Here is an 11,870-nt window from a genome sequence, read left to right on the forward strand (position 1 = left end):
ATACAGTAATATTTTCTTTAATAATGTTACATTTATTTCTTGACTTTCTAAAACAAAGTGATATCATTTAGATATCATATAGCAGGAGGTCATTCTTATGACTGAAAAACTAATCAATTCAAAACCAAATGGTGTATTCGCATTGATTCTCATTGAGTTGACACTCGTACTTGGTATCTTTATATTTATAATGGGTGCTGGTTCGGAAAACGTTTTTGGAATTATTATCGGTCTTTTATTAAGCTTAATTGCAGGTCTAGCTCATGCTGGTTTAAAAGTTGTCAAACCTCAGGAAGCTCTGGTTCTGACACTCTTTGGTAACTATACAGGTACCATCAAAGAACCTGGTTTTTACTTTGTCAATCCCTTCAGCGTAGCAGTTAACCCTGCAAACCACACTCGACTTGGACAAAGTGGGGATGTTAGCACGAAATCTCCTTTTTCAGGAATGAAATCATCAAATGGCAATGATGTAAACCTTGAAATTGGCAAGAAACAGATTTCCCTCAAAGTTATGACTTTGAGCAATTCTCGCCAAAAAATCAATGATTGTCTAGGAAATCCCGTAGAAATCGGTATCGCGGTAACTTGGAGAGTTGTCGATACAGCCAAAGCAGTCTTCAACGTTGATAACTATAAAGAATATCTCTCATTGCAGTGTGATAGCGCCCTTCGTAATATTGTCCGCATTTATCCTTACGATGTGTCTCCTAATGTGGACACTACAGGTGATGGGCAAGCCGATGAAGGAAGCCTCCGCGGTTCTAGTGAGATTGTAGCTAAACGTATTCGTGAAGAAATCCAAAGTCGCGTAGAAGATGCTGGCTTGGAAATCCTTGAAGCACGTATCACTTATCTAGCTTATGCACCAGAAATTGCAGCTGTTATGCTTCAACGCCAACAAGCATCTGCCATTATTGATGCCCGTAAGATGATTGTAGACGGCGCTGTGGGAATGGTTGAAATGGCACTAGAACGTCTCAATGAAGGAGAATTGGTAGAACTTGACGAAGAACGAAAAGCTGCCATGGTTTCAAATCTCCTAGTCGTTCTCTGTGGCAATCATGATGCACAACCAATTGTCAACGCAGGAAGTCTTTACTAAAGATGGCTGAAGCTAAAAAAAAGCAGATTCCCCTTCGACTCTCAACAAAGTTATACGCTGCACTCGCATCATGGGCAGAAGACGACTTTCGTTCAGTCAATGGGCAAATCGAATATCTCCTCACAGAATGTGTCAAACAACGGAAGAAAGACGGAAAATACGTATCAGAAACCATTGACGAACCATTTGAGATTGATATTTAACACCTTCTCCTGTCTGCTAGATCGGACAGGAGAATTTTTTCATCTTTTTTTTGTCAAGTAACTTTACTTTACAAAAAAGTTTTGATATACTATTAAAGTTGATGAAAATCAAACCTAACTGAATTATATCTTAAAAGGAGAAATCAAAATGGCAGTACCTGCACGTCGCACTTCAAAAGCGAAGAAAAACAAACGTCGTACCCACTACAAAGTAACAGCTCCATCTGTAAACTTTGACGAAACTACTGGAGATTACTCACGTTCTCACCGTGTATCACTTAAAGGATACTACAAAGGACGTAAAATCGCTAAAGCTGCATCAGCTGAATAATAGAAGGGAGATACCATGCGCGTAAATATTACACTTGAACACAAAGAATCTGGTGAACGCTTGTACCTTACTTCTAAAAACAAACGTAACACTCCAGACCGTCTTCAATTGAAGAAATACTCACCAAAACTTCGCAAACACGTTGTGTTTACAGAGGTTAAGTAAGGGTTTCAGTACACGTCAATAGACGTCAAAATATTGATTTTAAGCGATTTTTGATTTTTTGAAACTCATTATATCGCACTACAAATCAATAAAAACTCTACCTTTTACTCTACCTTTTTTAGATAAATATATCATCTGGATATTGAAGTTAAGCCCTGCTATCATTTCGATGGCAGGGCTTTTTAATATTTGGTACACTAACTTCTTATCTATATTTTGGTGGATTTTAAGTTGACATCTACAAAGTTTAATGTTAGAATACATTCAAAAATATATTTGAATGAGGTGTTTTATGATTCAAAATGTTGTTACTTCAATAATCCTGTATTCTGGGACAGCCGTAGACTTACTTATTATCCTAATGTTATTTTTTGCCAAAAGAAAAAGCAGAAAAGACATCATTAACATCTATTTAGGACAATTTCTAGGCTCTGTTAGTCTAATATTCCTAAGTTTGCTTTTTGCATTTGTCTTAAATTATATTCCTAGTAAAGAGATTTTAGGTTTACTCGGTTTGATTCCAATTTTCCTAGGCCTCAAAGTTTTGCTTTTAGGAGATTCTGATGGAGAAGCTATTGCAAAAGATGGTTTGCGAAAAGACAATAAAAACCTGATTTTTCTAGTCGCTATGATTACTTTTGCAAGTTGTGGCGCTGACAATATTGGTGTCTTTGTCCCATATTTTACCACCTTAAATTTAGCGAATTTGATAGTGACTTTACTTACTTTTCTAGTCATGATTTATCTCTTGGTTTTTTCTGCACAAAAATTAGCACAAGTCCCTTCTGTTGGAGAAACTTTGGAAAAATATAGCAGATGGTTTATTGCCGTTGTCTATTTAGGATTGGGGATGTATATCCTGATTGAAAACAACAGCTTTGACATGCTATGGGCTGTGTTAGGCTAGGAGAAAAAATTATGAAAAAAGATAGTATCTGTCAAGTGGATGTTATAAATCAACAAAATGTTACAACCGCAACGAACTACCTTGAAAAGGAAAAAGTCCAAAAATCACTTCGCATTTTATCAAAATTTACCGATAATAAACAGATAAATATCATCTTTTATCTCCTTGCCGTCGAAGAACTCTGTGTCTGCGATATAGCCTGTTTATTAAATCTCAGTATGGCATCTGCCTCCCACCATCTTCGTAAACTAGCCAATCAAAACATCTTGGACACTAGAAGAGAGGGGAAAATTATATATTATTTTATAAAAGATGAGGAAATCAGAGATTTTTTTAATCAACTAGGATAACAACTATTTCTACTACTTTCTACTTTTCCATGATTATAGGGGGATTATATATGAAATTTTTTGAAGAAAATTATTCACAAGAAATACCTACTCGTATCAAAAATTTAAGAAAAAAATACAATATTACACAAAGCGAACTAGGCAATGCAGGTCAAGTTAGTCAAGTTGAAAGTGGTAAGCGACCAATTACGAGTTCGATGTTAGTTTATTTAAATGCTCTAACCGCTTCGAGCTATACGTATATCGTTTTTGGAGAGTTAGATGAGTTTATTGAGAATCTGTTTCATTATTTTTTCAGTTCTATTTTATATAGAGATTTAGAGGCTGTAGATGAAAAACTATATTCTTTCATGAGTGATGATTTAATTTCAATCCAATCAAGTTGTCTAAGTATTGCCAAGACATTTGCAAATTTCAATATTCAAAGAAAAAGATTTATGATTTCTACTGAAACTGAAATGGATACTTTTCACAAGAAAGATGACATTGACGTATGGGTTGGTGGAAAAAGTTATAACCCCGCTAGAAGTTTTAGAACCCGTACCATCAATGAATTGACTGTCATTGATTTTGAAGAAATGTTTGATATTCTTTGGTTGATGTTAGGGGATAATTTAATTAAATCATTTGAAGTTAATGTCTGTGGTATCCTATTTGAATTAGGCGGAAATGACATACCCTCAACATTTAGGCAAGAAAACATTGATCCTCTCATCAATAAATGGTGGTATGATAATGTTTCGACAGAAATTATCCCTAATCTAATAAAAAAACTCAAAGAAAATCCCTTGTTTAATATCGGATTTATGGTAAATGATATATTAGAGAGAATGTATAAAGAGAATATTCCAAAATCTTACCTTACATCCGTCCCATTAGTTATTTCTCAAAAAGGAAGAACAACCTATTCGTTTAGTATGACTGGTGGTCAACAAATAGATGGAGTGAAATTCAAACAGATATATGAGGACTATATGAAATTACTCAGTCAAGGTAAGGATATCACAGAGTTATATCAAAAATATTCTAAAGAAGAGTTGGCAAATCTAGGCATTAATATTTATCAATCCAATGATATAGAAAGGACTGAGGAAAGAACTTTTGATGAAATTATCAGTTGGGTTTCCAACCCTTATGCAACAAGACCAATTCAAGAAAGGCACACTATTCAATTAGAGCCAACAAGATTTTCACTAGAGGATAAGAAAAGAATTGAAGAAGCTGCAGCTCAAGGACTAAGCGAAATCGACCTTATTGATTTAGTTGACCTATATGATATTAATTTAGACAATACAAGCGTCAATCGCCATATTGTGGGGTTATTGACTAATAACACCCAAGTAACATACTATTTCCAAGAACAATTAAATAAGGAGTTGCTGTCAATGGCTCACGCTTTAGATAACGTACAACAGGCCTTTATTAAATTATTAAGTGAAGAGGAGATACGAAAATTTGCTCTTTAAAGACTAGGTGAATCGCCTAGTCTTTTTTTTGCGCCTCGTTTTACAAATTAGTCTATTGAAGTAAAAAAAGAAGTAAAAAATAAAAGAACATTACGCCTTATACTGAATATATCAAGAAAAACTCTTGATATAAATTTTAATAGTCCAAATTGATGGCCATCAAAGGACAGATTGAAACAAATATGATGACATGACGATAAAGGTCATGTCTTGCATAGAATTGTTTCGCTGTTTCTTTGTTGTGCCTTTTGGTATACTCAGCGTTCAATATTTGCTCATTTTGTTTCCTTCTGTCCAAAGGACAGAAAGGAGCTCATCATTATGAGTAATAAAGTACAAGAACGTCGTGAGCGTAAAATCAAAGAAGCTATTAAAGCTAAAAATTGGGATGAAGTAACTCGTTTGCTTCAACAAGAACAAAGTAACGCAGAACGTCGTGACCGATACCACAATAGACGAATCAAAGACGAAACAATAGCTAGCAAAAATGCCAAAAAGTCTGTACGTTATGATGTCATTGCAAGTTCTGATTTGAATCCCGAAGAAGCTTTAATCCTAGAGGAGTTAAGACAAGCTATTCGTGAAGCTAAAGCATCCCTATCAGAAATTGACAGTAAGATTGTTGAAATGATAGCGGAACAAGGTTCAAGCTATAAAGAAACGGCTCGCTATATCACTGAACATTATAAGAAAATGAGTGATGTAACTGTTAAATCCCATTATTGTAAAGCGCTAAAAAAATTAGCTCCTTTATTAAAAGCTTACCGCTAATCCCTCAAATCCAGTGTCTCTGTCACTGGATTTTTTGTAAAAAAAATTAAAAATTCAACAAATAACTTTGCGTTTAGCTGTCTCATTCTCCTTAGTAATGAGGAGGTGGTCAGATAACCTAAAAAACAAAGTCCAGCTCATGACCCAAACCGAGCCTGTCGCATTCACACTATCTCTTATTCATAAGGAGGATTTGCCCTATGGCGTTTAAAATGAAAACCACAAAAGGTGGTTATACAACTACATTGGCTGATAAAATTATCAGTCAAAAACAACCGATTTACTCACTTAGTACCGAACTTGAACCACAACAACGGTTTGAAGAAGGAAAACCAACCGGAGAAATCGTAGCTTATAAAGCATGGTTTGTACAGGAAGGGCAAGACCCTTTCCAAGTAAAATTTGAAGAAACGATTGAGCTTCCAGCTTTTCAATCCATGATTCAATTTGACACACTACAAGCCTGCGAAGTAAAATATAACATCTACTTCAAAGCAAATGGTATCAAGGAGGTTCGGTAATGACTTCACAATCTCGTGATATGCTGAACCAATCTTACCTGCAATCTTACCTGCTCCAGAGCCTAAACATGGCTCTGGGGGCTTTAATGCAGGGAGAAACCAGCTACACCAATTCTTTTAATATTGTTATTCAAGCAGACGGCTTTATCTTTGTCCCTCGTCTACCATGTGCTTATATCCTTGATGATGACTTGTACAAGAAAATCTTTCTGATTGCCAATGCTTCACTTTATCCACAATATACGCTTCTAAAACAAAACGCTACCTATTTTGTCCCTCTAGAAACAGATGACTTACACACTCAGCGTGGATTATTTTTCCCTTGGAAAAAGGGAATTTCAGAACGTTTAGTCATTCCAGATTTGGATAAGTTTTCAGCTAGCTTGCCACAGGGGAAAATCCCTATCATGAAGTACTTTGAACTCAATTTAGATAAGGTTAATCACTGGGCTATTGCTGGAAATTCAGGTTCTGGGAAATCGTACGCTCTCACTTATTTCTTGAGTGTACTAAAGCATATGTCTGACTTGATTATCATTGACCCTAAATTTGATACCCCAAGTCGATGGGCAAGAGAAAATCACGTTGCTGTTATACACCCTGTTGAAAACCGTTCAAAATCAGATTTTGTCTCACAGGTCAATGAACAATTAAGTCAGTGTGCAACTCTCATTCAGAAACGACAAGCTATCTTGTATGATAATCCCAATCATCAATTTACCCATCTAACTATTGTTATTGATGAAGTCCTCGCTCTATCAGAGGGAGTCAATAAGAATATCAAAGAAGCCTTTTTCTCCCTACTCTCACAGATTTCCTTATTAGGACGTGCTACCAAAATCCATCTGTTTTTGGTAAGCCAGCGTTTTGACCACAATACTATTCCAATTTCAGTGAGGGAACAGCTAAACGTATTGTTGCAAATTGGAAATATCAATCAGAAAACTACTCAATTTTTATTTCCAGACCTAGACCCAGAGGGTATTGTTATTCCAATAGGACATGGGACAGGTATCATTCAAGTTATCGATAATGAACATCCCTACCAAGTTCTGCCCTTACTCTGTCCAACCTACTACACTAAACGAGGTATTCTATGACCAATAAAACCTACTTTATGAGAAGTTTTAATCTCATACTATATTTATTTCTATTTGCACCTATCTGTTCTGCATTTGGATGGTTATTCAATTATCTTTCCGTTCAATTAACAAATATCACGTTTGTCAATTTAGATACGGTCAAAAGTATTACGGATATCATTAGTTCCGTTTGTCATGGATTTGCACTTATTTCTCTTCTACTTGCCTTATTTTTGGTTGGATTAGAAATAATACAACGGTTGAAAACAGATAGTCTTTGGAACTATATCCAATCTGTCTATCACACTTTTCTGTTGCGACACTTCCTGTTTCAGCGTGAACGAGTACAGAAGATAAGCAATCTTGAACATCAGACGGTTACTACTATCAACCCAATCCATAACGGATTTAACCGAGCTGTTCGTAAGTGTATCGTAGATATACGAAAAGATACCATCACTATTTTTCTAAAAGTCCCTAGAGACCAACAAGGGCAAAAAATCCTAAAAGAGATGGAAGCACAATTAAAAGAAGAAATCGTCAGCCAACACGCAGACTATTATTTCTCCTCTCCTATTCGAGTTCGTAACCAATTGTGGTTCACTGGACAAAAACGTTAATCCCTTGGGGCTGTGGCTTGCGTTAAGCAAAAGCCAGACAGCCCCTTTTTATATTCTTTTCTATCATGACCTATTGGGGTGACTACGACCCCCAATAGATCAATAATCAATAATCACAAAAAATTCAATTTTTTCAAAAAAACTTTGCATACGACCTGTCATTTCTCCTTAGTAATAGAACCCAAAAGAAATGAGGTAACTGCCTATGGCAAAAGAACAGCGCTCAACCAAATGGACTTTTCTCTTCTACGAGGAAAGCGCACCAGAGAACTACTTGAATATATTAGAGGAACTCCATATTCCGTTTATTCTTAGTCCTTGGCACGATAAGGACGTTAATAGACAGACGGGAGAGTTCAAGAAATCGCACAAACACGGTGCTTTCTTCTTTGATTCACTGAAAAGCTATTCACAAGTATCAAATATCATCAGTGACAAACTAAACGGTCCAGCACATGTGGAGGTAGTTATGTCTCCCACTGGTTTATTTGACTACTTTACCCATGCGGAAAATCCAGATAAGACTCCCTACAACATTGAGGATATTGAAGTCGGTTGCGGCTTTAATTTAGAAAAATTCTTGATGGAGATGAACTCCTCGGATTTTATACATGAAGTAGTTGATATTATCGAAGAGAACGACTTTACCGAATTTGAAGAATTGGTCTGGTATGCCCGAGCAAACAATACCAATTTATTAGGGCTTATCATTGAACGTACATATTTCTTCGCCAAATACCTAGATTCACGAAGATACAATCCTAATCGACTCCATAATTCAAACACAGAGGAGAAAGAGAATAATGAATAACGAAAAATTAGAACAAATTGAACAATTATTGCAAACACTTATCAAACTCATTCAAATCAAAGAACAGAACATACCACTAAAGATAATACAACAGCGAGAATTGCTAAAACAGCTAAATATCTCCCCAAACACACTAAAAACTTGGGAACAAAAAGGATTAAAAAGATTAGAACCTCCTATAGAGGGAACTCGAACCGTCTTCTATCTACTAGATGATATTATCAACTTTTTACAATCCTAATTCTGAAAATTTGTGCTAAAATAGTTTTATCTAAAAGAAAGAGTGGTAACTATTTTAGCCTACTTCAATATCCATGAAGAAAGGCAAATATGGAAACTGAAACAATTATTCATAATGGCAAAAAAGTCATTAAAAAAATCAAAAAAGATAAGTCCATCTCATACACTTTGAAGGGGACATTTCTGGGAAAAGATATCAAAACTGGTAAGCAAGTCACTACTACCATTACAGCCAAGACACTAAAACAGTTAGATAGAGCAATCATTCAAGCACGACTAGAATTTGAAAAAAATGGCTCAACACGAGAAAAAGTTATCGTCATTGATACACTGGAAGATTTAGCTGAAGAATGGTTTAAATCATATAAAACCTGGGTTAACTCGCATAATACTCTGAACAGAGTAAGAGGTTATCTTGATAATTATATTATCCCTAAATTTGGAGATTACAAACCAGATAAAATTGAATCTGCGGATATCCAGCTTTGGTTAAACGATTTGGCAAAGAAATCAAAAGAGTCCATTGAATCTGGTATAAAGCGTGCTGATAAAGGTAGTGCTAAAGATTTTGGTGCTGTTATCCATAAGTTGAAAGATATTTTTGACTATGGAATTACAAACTATGGACTAATCACTAATCCTGTTAGCACTGTTAAGATACCACCTAAGCCAAAATCAAATAAGCAACGCATCATGGTATTACATGATGATGGTCTTGTAATATGGCTTAATTATCTTGAAAGTTTAGATAACAATAGAGCCAATCGTAGATTTAAGTTAATTTGTAATACTCTATTAGCCTCCGCTTTGCGAATAAATGAATTACTTGCATTGACGATTGATGACCTAGATTTTGAAAATTCTTCTATTAACGTCAGTAAAACATTGATGTGGAAAACCGCAAATAAAAAAGATGGGACAAAAGGGGAAGTTATCTGTAAAGCTACACCAAAAACTGATGCAGGAAATCGCTCTGTCCCTGTCCCTCCCCCCATAATAGAAAAACTCAGAGATTTCCACCACGAAATGAACAAGTATCTTGAATTGCACAACAGACATAGAACAAAACTGATTTTCCCTACAATCTATGGGAACTATATGTGTGACAGAAACGAGAGAACAACTCTTAAGAAAAGGTTAGTAGGTCTTGGATTACCAAACTATGGTTTCCATTTATTCCGACATACTCATGCTTCAATGCTACTTAATGCTGGAACAAATTGGAAAGAACTCCAAGTCAGAATGGGACATAAATCCATTTCAACTACAATGGATACTTACGCTGAATTAGCACCACAACGAAAGTTAGAAGCTGTGGGGATTTATCTTGAAAAGATTGCTGAGCTAACGCAATAACTACTCTACCATTCACTCTACCTTTTATTATGTAGCATTCTAGAAACATTGATGTACCAACGTTTCTAACAGCTAAAATAGAAATTATTTAACTCTTACAGAAGTTAAATAGTGGGTCATTACGTTTCAGTAGAAACGAAAAAGCCTTGATTTAACGCGATTCTTGAATTTTTAAATTTCAATGTATTGCAATAAAAATCAACCGAATGACTACATTTTTGACTACATTTTTTGTGAAATAAATTAGATGTTCGGATATATAGAAAACGCTCTAGTCATATTGTCTAGAGCGTTTTTGTGTTGTTTAAGAAAATTAGATGTTGGTTTTAGATAACTACACATTTCAGATTTTTTTAAAACAAGATTTAATTGTTGATAACTGGAAAGGACTATTATGTTTACAAAAAATAAATTTCAATACTGTATTTACAATCATGAGAGATTAGAACTTCATGAGCTACAAAAGGAATATCAAAAGGATAAAGTTGGAACGAAACTTAAGTATGAAAACCAATTATTTTGTCCTGGTTGTTGCAAAGTGGACTTAGTGATAAACGAGAAAAAAGGGAAAATCTATCTATCGAGCCATCCTAAATCACCTCATAGTGATGGATGTGAATATGCTTTGGAATCTGCTTCGAAAATAGAACTAAAAGAATACTATGAGAAAATTGATGCAAACTTAGCTGAGCAACTCTTAAATCGTATTCTGGAAGAAAAGACCACTAGAGCAGCCCAGCCAGTTAACGCCAATTCTCCGCAAGATAATAACCAGGTTTCTGATATAAAATTTGTTTTAGAAAATAAAGGTGGTATTAGAAAATTTTTACCTCGTAGGTCCCTTCTCCTAAATGAATTAGAAGAATCTGCACACCTGACTATGTACTACGGAGAATGTAAGGTATTTATAGGCAAGACCGATAAAAAGTACTATCTACGAATGTTTCGAAACAATGATTATGCAAAGTATATTTGTAATTTAGTAATTCCTGAAAGAGTGTATAGATATTTGGAAGATGAATTAAGATTTATCCCACAATCAGAAGATTTAAGTTTTAAACATTCAAGAGCCAATGCAGTTCCTGTAAAGTTAGCCTTTGTTTCAACTATGAAGAAAAAACAAGAATATTATAATGGATACTTGAGTTTTTCAAAATTACTTATGGTCAAGCGTATTTAAATTATTTGTCGTATCAAGATTTAAAGTTTAAAAGATACCAAAATTCTATCGTAGTACCAAGTTTGTTGCGAGGAAAAGAAAAATTATGTAAAATTTAAATATAAGAATAACTAGGAGAAGAAATTATGGTATATGTTCATAGATTTTTAGGACAATGGTTAGACCAAAACCACTCTTCAGATAAAGCCTCGATTATCCGAAAAGCATTGACTATCGGTAGTGGAGTTGACGAATACTTAAAGCAAATAGAGGTGCGCAGACGGTTTACGTTGGCAGTAGAAAAGGGCAGATATTTTTATATGGTTCCTAAAGAAGTATCTATAGGAAATACAAGAGCAGATAGATATTATCGTCTAGAAATGAAAGACTATGAGAGTGTGGCTTATAATACTGTCTTTTATGGTAATGGTACTTCTATTGTTGTTAAGGCACTATTTGAAAGTAGAGGAGAGATAGTACGTATCTACGAGTATGAAACATTAGAAATGCTCATAGAGGATTTAAGAGAGGAAGTATCTATCACATTCAGTTGTATCTATAAGCCTTGCTATGTACTAGCAAGTGACTTTGAAGAGTTTAAACCTAGACTTGATTTAGGAAAACTCTATTGCCACTATGCACATTCGCCTCGCTATCGCAAACCAATTGCTGAAATAGAAATTTAAAGCTCCAATATTTAATGTACCGCACTCCGAAAGTTAGATTTCTTCTGTTTAACTTTTGGGGTGCATTTCAAAGTCTATGCCACGGTTTATTGCTAGA

Annotated in this window: 17 protein-coding genes; 16 read left to right on the forward strand and 1 reads right to left on the reverse strand. The window is 35.0% G+C overall.

Going from position 1 to position 11,870, the window contains the following annotated elements; all coding sequences use genetic code 11:
- Positions 1 to 97 precede the first annotated feature (97 nt).
- The 4 genes from HMPREF8578_RS04020 to rpmG all read left to right on the forward strand — a co-directional run bounded on the left by HMPREF8578_RS04020 (position 98) and on the right by rpmG (position 1,804).
- Positions 98 to 1,105 carry an SPFH domain-containing protein gene (locus HMPREF8578_RS04020; RefSeq protein ID WP_000136841.1) on the forward strand — a complete coding sequence of 336 codons (1,008 nt, stop codon included), beginning with the start codon at positions 98 to 100 and terminating at the stop codon, positions 1,103 to 1,105.
- A gap of 2 nt (positions 1,106 to 1,107) precedes the next feature.
- Positions 1,108 to 1,308: a type II toxin-antitoxin system antitoxin gene (locus HMPREF8578_RS04025; RefSeq protein ID WP_000796544.1), complete on the forward strand. Its 201-nt coding sequence runs from the start codon at positions 1,108 to 1,110 to the stop codon at positions 1,306 to 1,308.
- Between the two features lie 148 nt (positions 1,309 to 1,456).
- Positions 1,457 to 1,639, forward strand: a complete 183-nt coding sequence (rpmF, locus tag HMPREF8578_RS04030; protein ID WP_000290417.1) for a 50S ribosomal protein L32 — start codon at positions 1,457 to 1,459, stop codon at positions 1,637 to 1,639.
- A 15-nt stretch (positions 1,640 to 1,654) separates the two neighbouring features.
- The gene (gene rpmG / locus HMPREF8578_RS04035; protein WP_001265622.1) at positions 1,655 to 1,804 is read left to right on the forward strand and encodes a 50S ribosomal protein L33; all 150 of its coding nucleotides are present in this window, start codon (positions 1,655 to 1,657) and stop codon (positions 1,802 to 1,804) included.
- Between the two features lie 78 nt (positions 1,805 to 1,882).
- Here rpmG and HMPREF8578_RS12650 read toward each other — a convergent pair whose 3' ends face one another.
- Complete coding sequence (locus HMPREF8578_RS12650) at positions 1,883 to 2,068, reverse strand: hypothetical protein (RefSeq protein ID WP_002892741.1); 186 nt, start codon at positions 2,066 to 2,068, stop codon at positions 1,883 to 1,885.
- 28 nt (positions 2,069 to 2,096) lie between these two features.
- Here HMPREF8578_RS12650 and HMPREF8578_RS04040 point away from each other — a divergent pair, with 28 nt between their 5' ends.
- From HMPREF8578_RS04040 to HMPREF8578_RS04095, 12 genes are all read left to right on the forward strand, one after another.
- Positions 2,097 to 2,711: a CadD family cadmium resistance transporter gene (locus HMPREF8578_RS04040; RefSeq protein WP_000615736.1), complete on the forward strand. Its 615-nt coding sequence runs from the start codon at positions 2,097 to 2,099 to the stop codon at positions 2,709 to 2,711.
- Positions 2,712 to 2,722: 11 nt separating this feature from the next.
- Positions 2,723 to 3,061: a Cd(II)/Zn(II)-sensing metalloregulatory transcriptional regulator CadX gene (gene cadX, locus HMPREF8578_RS04045; RefSeq protein WP_000711078.1), complete on the forward strand. Its 339-nt coding sequence runs from the start codon at positions 2,723 to 2,725 to the stop codon at positions 3,059 to 3,061.
- A 50-nt stretch (positions 3,062 to 3,111) separates the two neighbouring features.
- Positions 3,112 to 4,527, forward strand: coding sequence for a helix-turn-helix domain-containing protein (locus tag HMPREF8578_RS04050; RefSeq protein ID WP_000667638.1), 1,416 nt, complete (start codon positions 3,112 to 3,114; stop codon positions 4,525 to 4,527).
- 321 nt (positions 4,528 to 4,848) lie between these two features.
- Positions 4,849 to 5,298 (forward strand): RNA polymerase sigma factor, encoded by a 450-nt coding sequence (locus tag HMPREF8578_RS04055; protein WP_000066889.1) that lies wholly within the window; start codon positions 4,849 to 4,851, stop codon positions 5,296 to 5,298.
- Positions 5,299 to 5,498: 200 nt separating this feature from the next.
- Entirely contained in the window at positions 5,499 to 5,819 is a 321-nt protein-coding gene (locus tag HMPREF8578_RS04060; RefSeq protein ID WP_000874694.1) for a hypothetical protein, read from the forward strand.
- Entirely contained in the window at positions 5,819 to 6,919 is a 1,101-nt protein-coding gene (locus HMPREF8578_RS04065) for a type IV secretion system DNA-binding domain-containing protein (RefSeq protein WP_000203861.1), read from the forward strand. The genes HMPREF8578_RS04060 and HMPREF8578_RS04065 overlap by 1 nt, the downstream gene beginning before the upstream one ends.
- Positions 6,916 to 7,521: a hypothetical protein gene (locus HMPREF8578_RS04070; protein WP_000182709.1), complete on the forward strand. Its 606-nt coding sequence runs from the start codon at positions 6,916 to 6,918 to the stop codon at positions 7,519 to 7,521. The genes HMPREF8578_RS04065 and HMPREF8578_RS04070 overlap by 4 nt, the downstream gene beginning before the upstream one ends.
- A 205-nt stretch (positions 7,522 to 7,726) precedes the next feature.
- The gene (locus HMPREF8578_RS04075) at positions 7,727 to 8,332 is read left to right on the forward strand and encodes a replication protein (RefSeq protein WP_001040935.1); all 606 of its coding nucleotides are present in this window, start codon (positions 7,727 to 7,729) and stop codon (positions 8,330 to 8,332) included.
- A complete protein-coding gene (locus tag HMPREF8578_RS04080) occupies positions 8,325 to 8,573 on the forward strand; it encodes a MerR family transcriptional regulator (protein ID WP_001058391.1) in 249 nt (82 codons plus the stop codon). Before HMPREF8578_RS04075 ends, HMPREF8578_RS04080 begins: the two co-directional genes overlap by 8 nt.
- An 89-nt stretch (positions 8,574 to 8,662) precedes the next feature.
- A complete protein-coding gene (locus HMPREF8578_RS04085; RefSeq protein ID WP_000447185.1) occupies positions 8,663 to 9,928 on the forward strand; it encodes a tyrosine-type recombinase/integrase in 1,266 nt (421 codons plus the stop codon).
- Positions 9,929 to 10,322: 394 nt separating this feature from the next.
- A complete protein-coding gene (locus HMPREF8578_RS04090; protein WP_000494470.1) occupies positions 10,323 to 11,108 on the forward strand; it encodes a hypothetical protein in 786 nt (261 codons plus the stop codon).
- Between the two features lie 125 nt (positions 11,109 to 11,233).
- Positions 11,234 to 11,773: a hypothetical protein gene (locus tag HMPREF8578_RS04095; protein WP_000263243.1), complete on the forward strand. Its 540-nt coding sequence runs from the start codon at positions 11,234 to 11,236 to the stop codon at positions 11,771 to 11,773.
- Positions 11,774 to 11,870: the final 97 nt, after the last annotated feature.

This window comes from Streptococcus oralis ATCC 49296 (assembly GCF_000185265.1).
GTDB lineage: Bacteria > Bacillota > Bacilli > Lactobacillales > Streptococcaceae > Streptococcus > Streptococcus oralis_BC.